Origin of the sequence: Bacillus sp. DHT2 (assembly GCF_026241455.1) — a bacterium.
GTDB classification, from domain to species: domain Bacteria; phylum Bacillota; class Bacilli; order Bacillales; family Bacillaceae_G; genus Bacillus_A; species Bacillus_A pseudomycoides.
Genome location: NZ_JAPHWH010000001.1, coordinates 1 through 19,186 on the forward strand (window position 1 = coordinate 1; position 19,186 = coordinate 19,186).

17 protein-coding genes and 2 pseudogenes are annotated in these 19,186 nt (G+C 35.0%); 13 read left to right on the plus strand and 6 right to left on the minus strand.

The features are described 5' to 3' along the window. Positions 1 to 515: pseudogene (locus tag ORL93_RS31190) on the minus strand (RNA-guided endonuclease InsQ/TnpB family protein); the annotation flags it as partial. Between the two features lie 345 nt (positions 516 to 860). Here ORL93_RS31190 and ORL93_RS00010 point away from each other — a divergent pair. The 8 genes from ORL93_RS00010 (at position 861) to ORL93_RS00045 (ending at position 9,876) form a co-directional block, all read left to right on the plus strand. Further along, on the plus strand, positions 861 to 2,951 hold the full coding sequence (locus ORL93_RS00010; protein ID WP_097795853.1) for a right-handed parallel beta-helix repeat-containing protein: 2,091 nt from the start codon (positions 861 to 863) through the stop codon (positions 2,949 to 2,951). A 451-nt stretch (positions 2,952 to 3,402) separates the two neighbouring features. Then, positions 3,403 to 3,954, plus strand: a complete 552-nt coding sequence (locus ORL93_RS00015; RefSeq protein ID WP_265958382.1) for an AarF/UbiB family protein — start codon at positions 3,403 to 3,405, stop codon at positions 3,952 to 3,954. 163 nt (positions 3,955 to 4,117) lie between these two features. Further along, positions 4,118 to 4,774 carry a PIG-L deacetylase family protein gene (locus tag ORL93_RS00020; protein WP_006095543.1) on the plus strand — a complete coding sequence of 219 codons (657 nt, stop codon included), beginning with the start codon at positions 4,118 to 4,120 and terminating at the stop codon, positions 4,772 to 4,774. After that, on the plus strand, positions 4,771 to 6,099 hold the full coding sequence (locus ORL93_RS00025) for a glycosyltransferase family 4 protein (protein WP_033796312.1): 1,329 nt from the start codon (positions 4,771 to 4,773) through the stop codon (positions 6,097 to 6,099). Before ORL93_RS00020 ends, ORL93_RS00025 begins: the two co-directional genes overlap by 4 nt. Next, positions 6,089 to 7,264, plus strand: a complete 1,176-nt coding sequence (locus tag ORL93_RS00030; protein WP_265958385.1) for a carboxylate--amine ligase — start codon at positions 6,089 to 6,091, stop codon at positions 7,262 to 7,264. The genes ORL93_RS00025 and ORL93_RS00030 overlap by 11 nt, the downstream gene beginning before the upstream one ends. Positions 7,265 to 7,269: 5 nt before the next feature. Then, a complete protein-coding gene (locus tag ORL93_RS00035) occupies positions 7,270 to 8,325 on the plus strand; it encodes a phosphotransferase (protein ID WP_265958722.1) in 1,056 nt (351 codons plus the stop codon). A 38-nt stretch (positions 8,326 to 8,363) separates the two neighbouring features. After that, positions 8,364 to 9,692: a glycosyltransferase family 4 protein gene (locus ORL93_RS00040; protein WP_098160491.1), complete on the plus strand. Its 1,329-nt coding sequence runs from the start codon at positions 8,364 to 8,366 to the stop codon at positions 9,690 to 9,692. Positions 9,693 to 9,699: 7 nt separating this feature from the next. Then, entirely contained in the window at positions 9,700 to 9,876 is a 177-nt protein-coding gene (locus ORL93_RS00045; RefSeq protein WP_265958386.1) for a hypothetical protein, read from the plus strand. Positions 9,877 to 10,094: 218 nt separating this feature from the next. Here the strand turns inward: ORL93_RS00045 and ORL93_RS00050 are convergent, their stop codons facing one another. Further along, the gene (locus tag ORL93_RS00050; RefSeq protein WP_097795859.1) at positions 10,095 to 11,156 is read right to left on the minus strand and encodes a DUF3900 domain-containing protein; all 1,062 of its coding nucleotides are present in this window, start codon (positions 11,154 to 11,156) and stop codon (positions 10,095 to 10,097) included. A 161-nt stretch (positions 11,157 to 11,317) separates the two neighbouring features. Further along, complete coding sequence (locus ORL93_RS00055; RefSeq protein WP_097795860.1) at positions 11,318 to 11,644, minus strand: hypothetical protein; 327 nt, start codon at positions 11,642 to 11,644, stop codon at positions 11,318 to 11,320. A gap of 406 nt (positions 11,645 to 12,050) precedes the next feature. Between ORL93_RS00055 and ORL93_RS00060 the strand changes: the two genes are divergently transcribed. Further along, a complete protein-coding gene (locus ORL93_RS00060; protein ID WP_018781528.1) occupies positions 12,051 to 12,962 on the plus strand; it encodes a VanW family protein in 912 nt (303 codons plus the stop codon). A 773-nt stretch (positions 12,963 to 13,735) separates the two neighbouring features. On the opposite strand, the gene ORL93_RS00065 is transcribed toward ORL93_RS00060, so the two are convergent. Next, positions 13,736 to 14,188: a DinB family protein gene (locus ORL93_RS00065; protein ID WP_003198931.1), complete on the minus strand. Its 453-nt coding sequence runs from the start codon at positions 14,186 to 14,188 to the stop codon at positions 13,736 to 13,738. 19 nt (positions 14,189 to 14,207) lie between these two features. Continuing rightward, positions 14,208 to 14,741: a GNAT family N-acetyltransferase gene (locus ORL93_RS00070; RefSeq protein WP_097795861.1), complete on the minus strand. Its 534-nt coding sequence runs from the start codon at positions 14,739 to 14,741 to the stop codon at positions 14,208 to 14,210. A 236-nt stretch (positions 14,742 to 14,977) separates the two neighbouring features. On the opposite strand from ORL93_RS00070, the gene ORL93_RS00075 reads away from it, so the two are divergent. Both ORL93_RS00075 and ORL93_RS00080 read left to right on the plus strand, forming a co-directional pair. Continuing rightward, a complete protein-coding gene (locus ORL93_RS00075) occupies positions 14,978 to 15,193 on the plus strand; it encodes an alpha/beta-type small acid-soluble spore protein (protein WP_018767404.1) in 216 nt (71 codons plus the stop codon). Between the two features lie 442 nt (positions 15,194 to 15,635). Then, positions 15,636 to 16,421 carry a TrmB family transcriptional regulator gene (locus ORL93_RS00080; protein ID WP_097795862.1) on the plus strand — a complete coding sequence of 262 codons (786 nt, stop codon included), beginning with the start codon at positions 15,636 to 15,638 and terminating at the stop codon, positions 16,419 to 16,421. A gap of 16 nt (positions 16,422 to 16,437) precedes the next feature. Here the strand turns inward: ORL93_RS00080 and ORL93_RS00085 are convergent, their stop codons facing one another. Further along, positions 16,438 to 16,872, minus strand: coding sequence for a CbrC family protein (locus tag ORL93_RS00085; RefSeq protein ID WP_097795863.1), 435 nt, complete (start codon positions 16,870 to 16,872; stop codon positions 16,438 to 16,440). A 340-nt stretch (positions 16,873 to 17,212) separates the two neighbouring features. Here ORL93_RS00085 and ORL93_RS00090 point away from each other — a divergent pair, with 340 nt between their 5' ends. Both ORL93_RS00090 and ORL93_RS00095 read left to right on the plus strand, forming a co-directional pair. After that, positions 17,213 to 18,598 carry an FAD-binding oxidoreductase gene (locus ORL93_RS00090; RefSeq protein WP_041488675.1) on the plus strand — a complete coding sequence of 462 codons (1,386 nt, stop codon included), beginning with the start codon at positions 17,213 to 17,215 and terminating at the stop codon, positions 18,596 to 18,598. A gap of 36 nt (positions 18,599 to 18,634) precedes the next feature. Beyond that, a pseudogene (locus ORL93_RS00095) lies at positions 18,635 to 19,138 on the plus strand (SDR family NAD(P)-dependent oxidoreductase); the annotation flags it as partial. Positions 19,139 to 19,186: the final 48 nt, after the last annotated feature.

Consider the following 19,186-nt stretch of genomic DNA (forward strand, 5'->3'; position numbering starts at 1 on the left):
CTAAAAATAGCGTACCATCTCTTCGATTGGCGTTTCAGAATCAACTGTTTGATCGTTCCTTCTATCGGCCGATGCAGATGAATCTCTATTTCTCCTAACTGTTTGTTATATAAATTTCCGTTATCTGCAAATGACATCGCAAAGCGGTGTTTCCCATTCGATTTGAATCCAAATTGAGGGGAAGTGAGACTATTATAGTCTTTATACTTTTTTAATTTGGGATAGTTTGTATCCCCACTCAAAAAGCCATCATATGCCTTTTTGAGTCGTAAAAATACTTCTTGTAAGGGCTGTGATGGCACTTCTTTTAGAAAAGGATATCTCTTCTTATCGATTACTTATTGCTTTTGCATGTCAGAACGTGTATACAATTGCTTATTTTCTTTATATTTTCTCTGTTTATCTAAAAGAGAAGAGTTATAGGTTTGGCGACAATATTGCAGCCAAACCTATAACATTTCTTTTTGTTCTTCCGTTGGGAAAATTTCATATTTTCGGCTCAGCAACATTGTCATCACCTTCCTCTTTTTTCATTGTAGTGTTTCAGATTCCTAAAAACAAAGAAACGAATATACGTTCCCTTTTACTACTAGTATACATAAAGTTACAGAAAAAGGAAACGAAAACTTCGTGCTGTGCACGACCAACATTCATCCCCTCCCTACCACTGGACTATGTCCTGCACGCGCTTGAGGAAGGGGACTTCTGCTGGAGTACTGTTAAATCTAACGAGAGAATATAACTGTTTTTTTATGAATAGGGCTGTAAATTTTAGTGATTTTTAAAACAGTTTCCTTTTATAGGGACGATTTCTTTTATCAATGAATATACTATTTTAAGAAAATGAAGGGGTGAGGGAATTGGATTATTTAATTGAACTAAATCAGTGGGGTATAAAAGAAGGATTGCCCACCAAGCCCTATGCAGATGCTGATTATATACAAGCTGATAAGAATATACAGGGAATAAACAGTGCATTACAATTTGCGGCGGTTAACAATTATGCTGAAGTGATTCTTCCAAAGGGGAATTATGCGATCTGTTACCCTCGTGAAATCGCTATGGTTTCTAATATTGACTTTAATTTAAATGGTTCAACACTAAAAGTAATATATGATTCTAACAAAAAATCACCATTCGATAATAGAACAACTACTGATTATTACAACTTTAAAGGAAATAGTGTTGTTTTTAGCAAAACCACTAATTCTCATTTGTTTGGCGGAACCGTCATTGGATGTAGGGATGATAGGAGTTTCTCGAATCCTTTAGAAGCAGCAATGGAGCACACATATGGAGTTCTCTTTCAAAGAAGCTCAAGTTATTGTTCTATGACAAATTGTACAGTTCGCGATTACATGGGTGATAATGTTTCATTTAGCTCAGATTCTATATATAACTATGGTGAATTTGATCAAGGACTTATATTAAGTGCTTTAGATTACACAACTGGACAACCAATCACCTCGGCTAATACACTCATAACAAAACTGTTAAACATACCTCAAGATTTAACACCAAAGATAAATTCTTTCCTTATAGCTGGCGCAGGATACGCTAGAAGAACTAATTTAAATACTAAAGAATTGGACATCTTCTTTTACGACAATAGCAACAAATTCATAGGGGTTATGAAGAAAAGACGAATTTATACCGATATTTCTATTCCTGTTACTGCAACTAGGTTTAGATTGCAGTATTACAATGAAACCAACCCAAGTAAGAATATGCAGATTACTATTATGTTTGGCGGGATTCCCCATCATAATACAGTGAAAAAGTGTGAAATATTTAATGGGCATAGGGGCGGTATTACTTTAGGTGGTAGCTATAACAAAATTGTAAACAATAAAATCCGTGATAATGGAAAAGGTTTGGTTAGGTTTTTGGATGGAAAACCGCTTTTCAATGACCCGACTAGATATTCGATAAATATGGAAGATAGTTATGGGGCAAGCTGTACGATAAAAGATAACGAAATTTACGGTAGTTATCATGGTATCTTAGTCGGGTGTTACGATGTTTTAATAGAGCACAATCACATTTACAACATTGATAATATTGCAATCAATTTGTATTCTCTCGTGCATGCAAACATTAAGGATAACTTCTTATATAACTGTCAAAACAACATTGGCCTTATGACTTCTAATTTCAGTGCGGCGTTTGTGAATATCGAAGGCAACAGCTTTACAGGTGGCATCATGAATGTAACTAGTGATTCATACAGGGTTTCATTATCAAACAATCAATACGTAAATCCTGACATGATTGCAATGGGTGATAATTGCACGTTTGATAATAATTACATTATTTTTACAGAAAATCTAGTTACTGCACCGTGGCTAAAGGCAAACAAAATAAGCAGATGTACCTTTAAATCTGTCCCTATACAAAAGGAAATGACGTTTAAAGTGAAAGAGTATGATAATTGTAGATTCGAAAACTTACGAGTCAGATCTGAAAATCCAAATCCTAAGAATGTAGATGTCTGTGAATTCACTAGATCAGAATTTATTAATTGTGAGCTGAGAAATCATATGTTTAACGGACGCCCCATGAACGTTAAGGTTACTAAATCAAAGCTTATAGATACGACCTGTGAATGCGGTATTACAAATGTGGACAACCAAGTATCATACACGTCATTAGAAGAATGCGATATCACTATCAATACCAAAAATAATCTGTTTTTATCAGATACAAACAGACCATATACAATTTATAAAGCAGCAAATTGTATAGTCACGATAAACAATATATCTTTTGGTGCCTTATTAGCATCTGGCTCAGCTAATGCAGCGAATGAACTAGTTCTGGAAGGAAATGAGTTTGTTTATACAGGCTCTACACCTCTGAATTTAAAATACTATACAAATAAAAATCACATACGTAACTTTGTTGATTCAGACAATATTTTTACAAATATCACTTTACCTACTGTTTCCTAATGAAGACTAAGTGTATGTGAAGCAATAAAAGAAACCGGCTATGTAATAGGAGTCGGTTTTTAATACATAACGTATTTATTCCATGTTAAGCGGGGGCAACCGGTTTAATAGGGTCAGTCGCCCCCGGGAATCGCCTTATCTCTATCAATCTAAAAAATAAACTACCTCAAGATGAGAAAAATGAATTTCATTGCTATAAAAGGGGCAAATTTCTTATTTTGGGGATATTTGCATTTCTTAGCTTGATGGCAATGGGATGAAGCCCTTCACTGATCAAACTTTCACTTTATTGCATTTCAAGGTTTTAAAATAATATCTATTAAAAAACCATATGAATTGAATCAAGTTATGAAAATATATATTAATCTAGGTTACATATGTAAGTGATGAATCATAGAATATGAGGTAATACTATTGCAAAAACACGAAATACTTATTAAGGAGCGATCAAATGAAGACATACTTTAATAAAAGAAGAATAAGCAGAAGAGACTTGAAGGAATATAAGCTCATTGGGGATGGGAAGGATGGAGAAGTATATCAATTAACTCATGATAAATGTGTGAAAATGTTTTTCCTGGAAGAAACTCGAATAAAAGAGTTGAAAGCTCTGGTAATTGGACAATCATCACCTATTATTCCACGACTTTATGAATATGGAGAAAATTATATTGTCATGGAGTATATACATGGAATTTCACTTGCACGTCACTTGAAAAAAGAAAAACAGATCACTGAAGAATTAACTGAAAAAATATTAATAATGTTGGATGAATTTAAAAAGATCGGATTTACCAGATGGGACACGGAAGTAAGACACGTTTTAATAAATGAAAAAGGTCAGTTAAAAGTTATTGACCATAAAAGAGCTTTTACCTCAAATAGCAAGGCTCCTATTAAATTATTAAAGGGGTTTAAAAAATTTGGACTGTCACAGGATTTTTTAAACTATGTGAAGAATATACCTTCTTCTGCTTATAATACATGGGTGAAACATAGATAAAAAACCGAACGACCTGGGCCATGCCCTGCACATGCTTAAGGAAGGGGACTTCTGTTGGAATACTGTTAAACAATGATAAACAATAGAGCAAGCTCTCCGCTAATGACCGTTTCTTTTTGTAGCATCAATCATAAGTTAAGTAGTACAAGGAGTGATAAAAATAATGAGAGAGTGTGTTTTAGTCATTGGTGCTCACCCTGACGATGAGCTATTAGGAGCCGGCGGGACTTTAAAAAGACTAGTAGAAAATGGCTATCGGGTAATTTCAATCATTACCGCTTTAGGAAGAAAAGAGGAAGCCCATCACATACAGCAGCTAAGCCGGTGTGCAAATAAGGTAATTGGTATTGAAGAAGTGATATTCCTCGAGCATGCTAATTTAGAGTTAGAATTAATTCCGCTGCATCAGTTAACTAAAGAAATAGAACAATTAATACAGACCTATAAACCGAGTAAAATCTTTACCCACCATTATGGAGATGTCAATATTGATCATTTAATTACTTTTCAAGCGGTTTTGACCGCGACTCGACCTCTGCCGAACCAAAAACCGATAGAATTAATTACATTTGAAACGGTTTCCTCTAGTGAGTGGAATATCCACACGAATGATAAAGCTTTCAAAGCTAATTATTTTGTCGACATTACAGATCAAATGGATTCAAAGATTGCGGCGCTCAAACATTACGATGTAGAAATGAGAGATTTTCCTCATCCTCGTTCATATGAAGGAGTTCAGTATTTAGGAAGAGTTAGAGGAATGACGATTGGCGTACAATACGCTGAAGCGTTCGAAGTGGTAAGGAGGATCTGGCGATGAAAAAGAAGCTTATGTTTCCATATCCTTATGTAATTAAAGAAATGGATAAATATTTTGGAATTCATTCGTTCTCATTTCAAAAAAAGAAGAATGAAATGTACGAACGTTATACAAATACAGGGCCAAAGACGGTCCGAAAGAAAAGCCTTTCTATATTAATTGCTACGTTTTGGGACTATCCTCATACTGGAGGCTTATCTAATTATATTACGGCACTTAGTGAAGGGTTAAGACAACAAGGACATCAAGTCGACATTATCTCCCCTAATCAATTTCCTCGGAGTAAAGTAGAGACCCTGCGTGAAGTAGTTGTTCCCAGATTGAAAAATTTCTTTAATACACGTTATGGAAGTTATAATAGCATGATTTTGAAAAATCACAGACATATGTATATCTATGAAAAGATGCTTCTTCACAATATCGACTTAAAAAAATATGATATCTTCCATGCGCAAGATTTGTTTACAGCGAATATATTAGGAAGAATCAATGTATATTACGGAAAACCTTTGTTGTTTACACCCCATGGGATGTTTACTTTTAACCGGCTGAAATTTGGTATATTTAAAAAAGGTTCGCTGGAAGAAGTCTATTATAAAACATTAGAAAGAAAAGCCATTGAATTTGCCAATCACCTTATCATTCTCAGTGATTCATTTCGTGATCCGTTAATGCAGCTAGGGACTAAACAGGAGAACATGACAACTGTGCTTACGGGCATTGATTACCCTGAGAAGTATCGCACAAAAAATACATCAGCACACAAGAAGGTCGTTATTACATGTGTAGCGAGATTAGGCCCAAGAAAAGGCCATAATGTATTATTTGACGCACTTTCAAAGCTGAAAAGAAAATATACTGATAACATTAAAGTGCTCATTGTCGGAGATGGTGAGATGAGAGACACTTTAGAAAAGCAAGTCGATTCTTTGGGTCTTTCCATGGTGGAGTTTTTAGGGGCAAGGAATGATGTGCCAAACATTTTAAGCAAAACCGATGTTTTTGTACTTCCAACCCTAAACGACAGCCTGCCTATTTCTATCATTGAGGCCATGCATAGTGGAGCCTGTGTCATTTCGACAACATCGGGAGGCATACCTGAATTGGTGAATCACTCCAAGACAGGCATTCTAGTCGCTCCAGGAGATACAGATAAACTGGCACGTGCATTAAAGTTCGTCATTGCAAATCAGCAAGGTCGGGAGCAGTTGGGTGAAAGTGCAAGAAACTTTGCTAAAAAGCATTTAACTAGAGAGACAATGACAGCTCATATTGAAAAGATCTACAAAAAGTATTTGAGTGAGGAAGAATTCTATGAATCATGAACACGCAGCAGTTGTACTGGACTTAAGTGCCAATGGAATCGGAATCATCAGAAGCTTAGCGAGAAAAGGGATCAACGTTTATGCGTTCGATATAGAGAAACCTTATAAGATAGGAAAATCACGTCTTGCTTCATGTGGAGTATGCCCAAGTCCTTTATCAGAAGAAAAGGAATTACTAACTTTTTTAATCAATTTGGCTAAAGAATTTAAACTGAAACCGATTTTGTATACAGGTGCGGATGATTATGTGGTGTTCATTTCAAAATATCGAATGGAACTGTCTAACTACTATTTATTTTTGTTTCCTGAACATTCGCTGATTGAAGAAATACTGGATAAACACAAAATGTATGAATTAGCAGTGAAGCATAATATTCCATGTCCTAAAACGTATGTGATCGAACATAAAGAACAAATGGAAGAAGCGATATTGGCCCTCGATTTCCCATGTATATTAAAGCCGACTTTGGGCCATGAGTTTCGAAAAAAAATAAATAAAAAGGCCATATTCATAAAAGATCCAGATCAACTAAGAAATGAGTATGAATTGTATCGACAGCATGGAAAGCTCATCATTCAGGAAATCATTCCTGGCGACAATCAGCATTTTTATAAAGTGGCCACTTTATATGACGACAATATGGAGCTACTAGCGTTATTTTCTTTGCAAAAGAATCATCAATTCCCAGCTGAATTTGGAACGGGAGCTCATATTGTTAGTAAACAAGTTCCAGAATTGGTGGATATATGTTTACCATTTTTTAAAAAAATGAACCTTAAAGGTATTGGTATGGCAGAGTTTAAAAAGGACCCCCGAGATGGGGTTTATAAGTTTATTGAAATAAATCCTCGTTTTTGGTTAACGCATAGCTTGACAGGACCTGCTGGCGTGGATTTTGTTTATATGTATTATTTATATTTAACCAAGCAAAACCCCGGGCCGAGGCTCAAACAAATAGACGGTGTCAAATGGATTTATCTTGTGCGGTATTATTTAACGTTCCGTCACAAGAAAAAAAGAGCTGAAATGACGTGGAAAGATTTTTATGAAGGCTTGCGAGGCAAAAAAGAGTTTGCTTTGTTTGCATGGGATGATCCAATGCCATTTATTAGAAGCGCGTGGTCTCATTTGAAGAACGCCTGGAAACAAAAACGAAAGGAATGAAAACGTTGTACGAGGCAAAATTATTATTCCATCATTTTGAGAAGTTGAAGATTTCAGAAAAGCTTTCTTATTCAATGGCTGAGAGGGTTGTAATAGACCCTGCTAAAATCGAGTGTCTAAAATCAACAACAAGAATGAGTATCTACAAATTATCTCTTCGAAAAAAAACGAATCATTATCCCATTATTTTAAAAATATATCATTCAACAAACTATAAAAATGAAGTAGAGATTAATGTATATCAGAGAGCTTATCCTATATTGAAAGAGTTTCTTCCTCAAATATACCATGTTGAAAAAAACGGAAATGATACCTGGATATTCATGGAATTTGTTCAGCAAGTACGCGGCCAAATCACCTTCTCCCCGAAACATTTTGACTACATTATCCCCACAGTTGCCAAACTTCACGCACGCACATTTGAAGACAATTTTAAAAAGCATAAAGATGTTTGGAAATCTTGGCTTCCTATTTATGAATCAAGCCACATGAGAAGTAATCGAGCCAAATATATTGGAAAGACGATTGTTTTTCTCGATGACGCAGCGAAAGACGACCAGTTAAGGGAGATCATTAAACCCTATCATAAACCGCTAATAAAACTATGTCATAAGGGACCGGATTTTTTCCCGGAACTATTTGAAAATGGTTCATCTATAACGCATGGTGATCTTCATATGCAAAACATATGCAGCAACAATGTGACACCTGGTGCACCATGGAATATCCAGTTTATCGATTGGGAGTCCATTAAATATGCACCCGTCTGGTTTGATATGGTTGTTTTAGTCGAAATATTATTAGGTTTCAGAAAAGATTGGCAGAGCCATGCAGAAGAAATTCGCACGCATTGTGTGAAATCATATACAAAACAAATGCAGAAGAATGGCATTCAATTTAAAACGGCTCCAATTGACCTTTATAAAATGGCGTATTTGCAGAGAACATTAGAAAAGGGATTGCATACCCAGCTACGAAGAATATTTGATAACCGCGGTGGCGAGCTATTAACGTATCATCTTGAAAAAGTTTCAACTTGGGGAAGAGAATTAGGTTTATAAGATAAATAAAATTTTCACATTAGTAGAGTTAGGAGGAGATGCTTCTGAATACAATAAAGGAAGAGCGAAATGAATACATCTGTCCCTTCCATGCGAGCCTGCTAAAAGTCATGGATGAATACTATAAAATAGATAGTAAAAAGAATCATTTAATGGAACCATTTCAGACATTTGGAATCAAAAAGAATCGCATACCAAGTAAAACAAATAAACTAAAGATCCTCTACGTAACGTTTTTGCGATATCCAAATACTGGAGGGTTATCAAATTATATTACTTCCTTAAAAACAGGTTTTGAAAAGTATGGTCATGACGTAGATGTCATCTCACCTACTCAAATGACAGCAGTTCATCTAGAGCAAGATATCCCGCAGGCTGCCGAACATGCAAGGGACTTTCTGCTGCAACGATATGGTACAGTCAATGAAAAAATTATAAAAAACACTAGTTTCATGAACGTGTATAAGTCTTTTTTAAGAGGAAGAAGTCTAGAACAATATGATGTGTTTCATGCACAAGATTTATTTTCTGCCTTTTTATTAGGACAACTAAATCTAGAATATAAGAAACCTCTTTTTTTTACACCGCATGGACATTTTACAAAAAGCCGGTTAAAGTTCGATAAAATAAAAAAAGGATCAATTGAGGAAGTTTATTTTAGTGAAATTGAAAAACAGGGAATAAGAGCATCCGATCAAATCATAACGATCAGTAATTCTTTTCATTCCCCTTTAAAAGAGTATGGCGCAAAGATAGAACAACTGGTTACTGTTCATACAGGCATACATTTTCATCAAGCTTCTATACCTAAACAAGAGTATGATGATAATCTTGTAATTTCCTGTGTTTCCCGCCTTTCTCCCAGAAAGGGTCATGACATTTTTCTCAAAGCGCTCTCGCAAATTCAACAAGATTTATCTAATGTAGAAATATGGATTGTTGGTGATGGTGTCATGAGAGAAAGACTAGAAGACCAAGTACTACAACTTGGTCTCGACAATATCAGGTTCTTTGGCAGAAGAACAGATATACCAGAAATCCTTTCCTCTTCTGCTATCTATGTCTTACCTACCATTAACGATAATTTTCCGATTTCAATTATTGAAGCTATGTTTTCTCGTCAAGCTATTGTTACAACAAATTGCGGTGGTATACCAGAAATGATTCAAAACGGAAAAACAGGGATCATTTGTGAACCGGGAAATGTACAACAACTTTCCGATGCTCTTAAATTGCTTTTAGCAAATAAGAGTCTTCGTGAACGTTTAGGAAGAAATGCTCAGGAATATTCACGACAACATCTAACTCAAGGTGGGATGATTTCAAAGATAGAAAGAATCTATCACTCTTTTATAAGCGATATGTAGAACATGTATGGAACGTCGTAATAAAAGAAATGATGCCTCAATCTATAAAGGAGAAATTCTTCATAGCCAGTTAAATAATAGTAAAGCGATTGAAGTATTAAAATGGAAGCCTGCTTCAGACGTCTCATTTGGTTTAGACCAAACGATTTCTTACTTAAAGAAAACAAATCAAAGTAAAAGCTGACTTAAAGAAATTTGTACGTATGAAGAATGAATAGATAACTCATATGTGAGGAGTTAGTGTATTTGTCAATTGAAAATCCAGCCATTTTGTCATTAAAAACCCAGCCACTTCTTCGAAGTAATTGAAGAAGAATGGCTGGGTTTTTAACGATTATACGGGCTTACTTTTAGATTACCAAATACAAAAATCGCTTTAGTGACACTAAAATTTCTTTTATTTTACGTCTTACTCGCAATCCGCTCCATTACTTTCTCTAACTCATCCGGCTTCAAAAACTCAATAGGAGAGAATCCCTTCTCAAACGTAAGTGTATCCGCCTCAATCATTAGTACATATTTATCATTAACCTTGGCAATATGAATCTGTTCCCCAAAATCTGCAAGCAATGCCTTCACAGAAATATGATCTGCCTTTAGCTTTAATTCTATCTCAGGGGTATGCTCCACAATTTGCGCTGTAGCTTCCATTACTTCTTCCGTTGTGAAATGTTCCATAATTTCACGCTTAGGACTGGCGGCCCATACTTCCATCGCTTGGTCGAATTGTTCTCGTTCTTCCGTACCTTCTTCAAATACGTCTTCGATTTGGTCGTATACCATGTCCATAACTTGTGTTTTCATAATTTCTGGCATAGAGCGTTCGTATTCGACGAATTTTAAGAAATCCTCAAAGTAGCGTGCGTGTGATGCTTGGTGGATTTTTAGTTCGCCAGGCTCGACAATGCCTTCTTCTGGCATGTATGGGTATTGAATAGATTTCATATTTTTTGTCGTAATTGCCATTTCAACGTTGCGAATAAGTGTTGTTTCGTCGGAAATGGAAGCAACTTTTGGCTCGAAGTCACACTTCATAACGAATACGAATGGATCGTCAAAGTATTTCCTCAGTTTTGCTTGAGCAACTAAAAATACACCACCGCGTACTGCACTTGTATCGATATATGTATAAACGAGAGGTTCACTCATATCTTTAAAATTCTCTTTCGTTTCTGCAAAACGGATACGATTAAATAAATTATAATGAGGGTTGGAATCGAATTCGTGCCCAGTTTCTACAATAAATCGACCAATCTTTGTTGGGGCTTGTTCGGTTTTTGCATGACGTTCTACTTTTCGTTTAGATATTTTTAATAATTCACCATCTAAGAACTCTTTTAATGGGCTGTCTTCATATTCTTCAGCATCTAACGTTTGAAAATGTTTATATCGCTTATCTGCTTGTTCACCTTTTCCTTCTACTCGTACGACATAGAAGGAGAGGAAGTTTATTTCAAAATCCATATTTATCACCTTGTTTCATTTCATTGACTCTTATCAGTATAGAGATGGAGAAAACTTTCGTCAATTTAATAAAATAAAACGGATAACAGAGGCTTACAATCTGTTAATTTGAAATATAGGAAGGGAGAGTCCCTTCCTATATAGTTCTTTGTTTTACTAATTTAAAATCCATCCTCAAGTGCTGAAAATGGAATGTTTAGTCGATTCTCTACAGTACGTAAACGCTGATTTAATCGATTGAGTCTACGTGTATGACGTTCTACTGTCTGCTGAAGTTGATTTACTCTTTGTTCTAGCTCATTTACTCGTCTTTCTAACTGACGGCCGCTACTACCTGGAAAGGAAATTGGAATTTGAAATTGTCTATTTGGATCATATGGATCAATTTGTTCTGTTTGTTCTATATATGGTTGATATTGCGATTGCCCGTCATATGATGGTTGATAGTTATAAAGGTTGTAGGGGGCATATGAATTATAGGGATACATAAACATCCTCCGTTCTCTAAATTTTCTTGAATTCATCATAATGTATGTGTAAGAGCGGATAGGTGGCACGGCAAATACCTATTTTGAATAGGGTGCTTCATCAAATGTATTCAAGAGAATTTGTGGTAAGTTTTTATAAATGAGAATTGCCTATGAAGAATTCCAAAATATTAATGTATTAAAATTGTTTTTGAATAATCATTTGGTATATACTGGTTAAATAAGAGGGGCATTACAAACTTAAGTTTTTTAAGTAAATATGTGTAGACATTTCTTAAAGAAAAGAGTAATTTTAATATAGTGGAAATCAAATTGTAATATTTTGTAGTCATATTGCAAAGTCATGTAATCATACATACATAAAATTGAAAACAAAGAGTAATGGTAGGGAAAAGGAGAGAGTATATTGTTACGTAAGGTACAAAGTATAGTAATAGGGGCACTATGTGTAAGCATAGTGAGTGGATGTGGTACAAAAATAAGTGAAGTTTCATTAGTAAGTGGCATAGGAGAGCATGCGGTAGAAGCTAAGACTGGTGTCAATGAAAGTGTAAGTTTAGTAGATGCTAGAAGTGGTAAAGAAGTAAAAAATGTTAATATAGCAAGCTTAGGTTATTTTGAAGATGAAAATAAGTTTAAAAAAGAAGTAACGAAGGTTGCTAAGGAAGTCGGAAAAACTATTGATCAAAAGATGGTCCCTTCTCGTATGGCAAGTGATGGAACATGGCAAGAAGGTAAGCCTTCATATGAGTTAATGGAAAAAGAGCTAGTAGATAAACTAATGAACGTAGGAATGTGGGATTCTTCGTACCAACTACCAATTGTTGAGAAAAAACCTGTAGCGAAGCCGGAAGATGCAAGTGGAAATGGTGCAGTTTTAGGAAGATATGAAACAAACTTAGGTGGTTCTACAGGTGGTAGAATCGAGAATATTCGTTTGTCTGCAAGTAATATTAGTGGTGTCGTATTAGGAAAAGGAGATCGTTTCTCTTTTAACGCATTAATTGGAGATACAACACCAGACAAGGGGTATCAGTTAGGAAAAGAGATTGTTGACGGGAAACTAGTAGATGGTTATGGCGGAGGAGTATGTCAAACATCTTCTACTCTTTTTAATGCTGCAGATCAAGCTGGTTTAAAAATGGTGGAGAGAACTACACACTCCAAAACAGTAGGATACGTTCCACAAGGCCGAGATGCTACAATTGCATATCCATATTTAGATTTAGTGTTTGAAAATACAAATGAAGTGCCTGTGAAGCTTTATATGAGCATAGAGGGTGGAAAACTTGTTGCTGAGGTACGTGCAGCAAGATAAGAATTACCGTACATAAAAGTCTTATAGATTCAACTAACGATTAGTGGAAGATTAGGGGAATCTCCACTGATCGAAGTTTCACTTTATTATGATCTGAGCCATTCTTTCTAGTATTTTTCTAGAAGGGGTGGCTTTTTGTATACGTATAAATCAGTAATGAAAATTTATCCGCTATTCGTGGGCAGTAATACTCCCACCTCAAAAATCAGCAAAAGCAAAGAGATTAGGTGGGAGATAAACTTCCTGTAAAAGCTCGATTCTTGAGGGCTAATAATCAGTGGGGATGAAGCCCCAACCGATTATTAAAGATTTACTTTATCTACTGATTTAAAAAACTTCTTTTGATAAACTAGAATAAATAGGAAATAGGGTGTTTTAAAAGTATATTTACAATTAGACAGCTATAATTTGATATAAAAACGCCAAGTGAACCAAATGAAAGTTTGTCCAAATAGATAACAGTTTTAATAAAGAATAATAGGCATAACTTTGAGGAGGAGAGAACTATGCAATTCATTTTAGAAATGGTAGCAATTGCTGGAATAATATTTATTATTTTGATTTTAGGATTTAGTAAAACGTTAAAAGATGTCAATAGAAGGAAGAAGAATAAAGAAAACAAATGACTCATAATGCATAATGATAGAGAAAAAAGGTGCTTATGTATAGAAAGCATAAGTTTTTTTATAACAAAAATAAGGAGGAGGTCCGGCTGTGAGCCTTCCTCTTTATTTTTGTTATGTAATCCAAATCGGGAAAGGGTGAAAAGGAATTTAGTTTTTATGTTTTGTAAATATTTGATTAAGATGATGGTTCATATGATCAATATAATCTGTAACAAGCCATTCTAAAGTTACTTCCTGTTGGTCTTCCAACTTACATGTAAGTTGCCAGTGTTCATTCTTTACATTGCTTAGTAATTTTATCATTTGTATGTTAATAGCTTCCCATAATTTTAGAATTTCATTTGCTGAAAAAGATTGTTGATAATTATGTACTTGCACCCACAAATCTTGATCATAGCCAGTGAGTATAATTGTTTCTTTTGAAGTGAGAATATCAACAAAGCGTCTATGGTTTACCGTACCGGAATCGCAAAGATGACCTAATATTTCTTTTTTAGACCATTTTGTTGGGGCGAGTTTTATATCCATGTCAGAAAAAAGTATAATTTTTTGAGATGCAGTATGAATTATATGTTCTAATTGGGTTGCTAATGTAGACATGTGAATCCCTCCATTTTCATTAATAACTGAATGTTTGCAGCTCAATCCAATACCTTTTTACAACATTACCATCTGCTTCGATAAAATCATTATCACGAAGTCCTCTGTTATGCAAAATTGTTTTTTCTGAAGCAGTATTACCTTCATCACAAACGACAAGTACTTTTGTAACACCTAATTTTTTTATTTTGTCTAATGATAAAGCTAATAATTTTGTAGCATATCCTTTTTGTCTTGCTGAAGGACGAATACCATAACCGATATGCCCACCAGCATTGAATAGATGCTCAGTTAAACGATGACGAATATTTACAGCACCAACGATTTTGTTGTCATTTGTGATAAGCCAATAGGTAGAGTCCGGTACCCAACTATCGGGAATGTTTTTACCTTTCGCTGCATCCAGCAACTCTTGAACCATTGCTGGGAAATTAGAAGGATCTTTTGTGATAACCCAAGGAATCATCGTTTCACCACTATTTTTCCATTCTTGATAGAATTCTAAATATTCTTCTTGTAAGTCAATTGTGGGTTGTACTAAGTAGACATCCATTATTATTAGGCTCCTTTTATATATTTTTCGAAATATTAAAATAATCTTAACATAATTTGGATGGTAGAGAAATAAAGTCCTTGGAGATATTGATGTTGATGAATTTAAAGGATATAGATTAGGAAAAGATTTCTACTCTAGAATCCCTTTGTTATGAAGTTAAATATTTTGAATTTATGTATGTATATTTATGGGTAATTAGAGAAACATATAAGAAATTAACTGGAGGTGAAGCAATGAATATTCGTGAAAATTACAATACAAATGAAATACTTATAACAGCTTCAGCGAGTGCTATTGAGCAAATGAAATATGAAATTGCTCGTGAACTTGGTGTTACACTTGGACCAGATTCTACAGCGCGTGCAAACGGTTCTGTAGGCGGAGAAATAACGAAGCGTTTAGTTCGTATGGGAGAAGAACAATTATCTGGACAATATAGAATTCATTAAAATATTTCTTTTTGAATATAGGTTATAAGTATTTTTTCTGTCTGGAATGTGTTTTGTTTCTTAGTCTGATGACAATAGAATACTGTCAGTAAATTAGAATAAACAAAAAAGTACTCTCAATGAGTACTTTTTTGTTTTCGCGTATTGAAATGACTTTTCAGAACCTTATTAGCAGGGGAACAAGGTTTTGAACAGAAACACTCTTCATTAAAAACTCCCCCGACTTTACGAATATATTTCGATATAAAAATGAGGAATACCATAATTATACATGTGAAACTTATCCGTAATAAAATGTTGTTCTGATTTTTTGTAAGTAAGAAAAGACGGATAAAGTTTTGTTGACTTTCCCTTAAGGGAAGATTAATATGAATTTAAGTAGTATTATAAAATACCACTTAAATTCAATGCGAAATTTATGTGCAAAGTAAGGAGTGTTTCCATGATTGATTTATTAAAAAAGATAGGATTATCAGATCTAGAAGCGCGATGTTATTTGACATTACACGAAGAATCTGATTTGTCTGGCTATGAAGTTGCAAAACGGGTATCTGTTTCAAGAACAAATGTATATGCTGCGTTACGATCATTAACGGATAAAGGAGCTTGTCGAAGCATAGAAGGGGAGACAGTTCTTTATAATGCTGTTCCAATTGAGCAATTAATCCGTCTTTTTCAAACTGAATTTGAACAGACTTCGAAGGCACTTATCAATCAATTAAAAACTCCACCTAGACCTGCACCTGCTTTTTATAATTGGCAAGGAAGTAATGCATTAGATAATGCTGTACGCCGCGTTATTGCAAATGCGGAAACATCTATAGTTGTAGATGTTTGGTCAGAAGACTTGCACTATATAGAGGAAGCACTACTTGTAGCGGAATGCAAAGGAATTAGTGTTATCTTAATTACAATCGGGACATGTAAAACACCTCTTAAACATGTATTCCAGCATTATAGGGATGAAGAGTGGCCTGCTGATGAAAGGAAGTTTTCTATTCTCTGTGATTCTAGTTCAGCTTTAATTGGTAGTTTCGGAGGAGATATTAAGCCATCTGCATTAGAGACGAATCATCCAGCAGTAATTGAAGTAATAAAAAATGCTTTTTACCATGATATGATGATGCAGCACATCGAAGAGGATTTTGGGAAAGAATTTCAAGAGAAGTATGGGGAGAATTACCGGAAAATGTTAAGCTATTTCAAAGAGAAAGGCTGGCATATTTAATGACGGCAATTGATATTCAATTTTGTAGTGAACTAATAAAACGTGTAGGAACCCGTTTATATGAAATTGCTAAATGAGCGATTTCTTCCCATTCCACATATCCAATAAATGTACAAAAATCATTACAATGACTCAGCCAATACTCCTGTTGCCATCCACCATATCCAGGCGTTCTATGGATAAGTTCTTTTACTTTTTCTTCATCACTTACTTCCTCACAGGAGTGTGGATCTTGAAATTCTCCATCAAATTTTTTAGATGCATTTCCATTAGCAATACACCAAGGACAGATGCTTTCTACCCTTTCTATAGAATAGAAAGGACCACTATAAACATACTCACGTTGGTTTTTGCAAACAGAACAAGTCGTAAATTCTTTTTTTATAATCCCTAGTTCTAATGCGTTTTGATTATATTTAAAGGTCGGTAATTGCACGTCTGATTCCCCCATAAATGCTATTTATATTTACATCGTATTTCTATTGCTAAATTGTAATCAGGTTAATTTGAATATAAACAAAATATCTTTATTTTACAAATATTACTGGGGATGATTTGACTGACACATTAACGAGAAAAAAGATTTTTTTAAATTTCATGTTACATATTTTTGTGAGTTGATTAACTTATAGATGTCCAACTTAATAGTAATTGCACGGCGTTTTTTATTTAGGACTTGAATTATTAGTTTTTTCAGATTATTATGTATGAAATAGTTCATCAGATGAATCGTTATAAAAAGATCTTAAATTGTATATGAAATCTGTAACAGAATGGTGGGAGAGAATGAAATGAAAGCTGTAACTGCAAATCTGATAATTGCTTTAAAAGAGGTACTTCCTGAAACACAAGTAGTAGTAAATGAAACGGTGAGAGAACTACACAGTAAAGATGAATCTTATCATCCTAGCAGTCTGCCTGATGTTGTTGTATTTCCAACAATGACAAAAGAGGTTAGTGAGATAATGAAACTAGCGAACAAGTATCAAACACCAGTTGTACCATTTGGAGTAGGCTCAAGCTTGGAAGGTCATGTAATTCCATATGAAAATGGCATTACAATTGATTTTTCACTGATGAATCAAGTGCTGGAGGTAAGAGAAAAAGATTTTCTAGTTAAAGTGCAACCTGGAGTAACTCGTTCACAGCTTAATAAAGAATTAAAAAAGTATGGATTGTTTTTCAGTGTGGATCCAGGGGCGGATGCAACATTAGGTGGAATGGCTGCTACAAATGCAAGCGGAACGACTTCAGTAAAGTATGGCGTTATGCGTGATCAAGTTCGTGATTTAGAAGTTGTACTTGCAGATGGAACGATTATACATACAGGGAATTTAGCTGCAAAGTCGTCATCTGGTTATCATTTAAATGGTATTTTCGTTGGATCAGAAGGAACACTTGGTTGTTTTACGGAATTAACGCTAAGAGTATATGGAATACCTGAGCATACGATGGCAGCAAGAGCATCTTTTCCGACAGTGAATGATGCGGTAGAAGCTGTAATTGATATTTTACAAGCTGGCATTCCGATTGCGAGAATTGAGCTTGTTGATGAACTTTCAATGAAACAAGTTAACAAATATAGTGAAACAAACTATAGGGAAGAGCCAACGTTATTTTTAGAGTTTCATGGAAATGAAGCGGGATTAAAACAAGATATTGATTTCACAAAAGAAATTGTTAAAGATCACAAGTGTAAGGCTGTTTCATTTGAAACAGAAACAGCAGCAAGAAATAAATTATGGGAAGCAAGACATAATTTAGCATACGCTTATGTTCATAGTTGCCCAGGGAAAAAACTGATGAGTATGGATGTTTGTGTACCAATTTCAGAGTTAGCAAGTGCAATACAGTATGCAAAAGAGACTTTAGATGCTATGGGAATTGTTGGGGGAATACTTGGACATGTCGGAGATGGGAATTTTCACGTTCTATTAATGGTGAATCCAAATGATACAGAGGAAGTGCATAAAACAGAAGCGGCAAATGAAAAAATTGTGATGTATGCTCTTGAGCGCGGTGGAACATGTACAGGTGAACATGGGGTAGGGATTGGTAAACAAAAATATCAAGAAAAAGAGCATGGAGCAGCACTTCTTGTGATGAAAAAAATGAAACAAGCTCTTGATCCGAAAAATATTCTGAATCCAAATAAGATTTTTAAAATTAAAGAATAGGGAATTATTCTGTCAATGACCCACGACTGAAGTCGCGGGTTTGGAAACTTTGCTTCCGTTGGGGAACAAAATTTAAATAAAATTGAGACGATGCTTCACTTGAATATTGAAGCCTTAACCGTTCTGTCCTCTCTTTATGTACGTGACTATACAGATGTTGAAGGAACGCAAATCATCAATATTTCTTCAGGAGGAGGATACTTGATTGTTGCTGATGCTGTGACCTACTGCGCGACAAAGTTCTATGTAAGTGCCTTTACAGAAGGTCTCGCACAAGAATTGAAAGGAAAAGGAGCAGCCATGTAAGCGAAAGTCTTGGCTCCTGCTGCAACAGAGACCGAATTTGCGAAACGATCCTATGATGTTGAAAATTTTGAATATAATGGTGTTGTTCCTAAGTTCCATACAGCTGAACAAATGGCCGGTTTCTTGCTCGATTTATATGACAGTGGGAAGGTGGTAGGAATTGTGAATGGAGAAACGTATGACTTCGAATTAAGAGATCCGATTTATCCGTATGTGACCAGGACAAGAAACTAGTTTTTGAAAATCCCAACATAACAAAAAGCTGATAGTTCTGAAGTGACC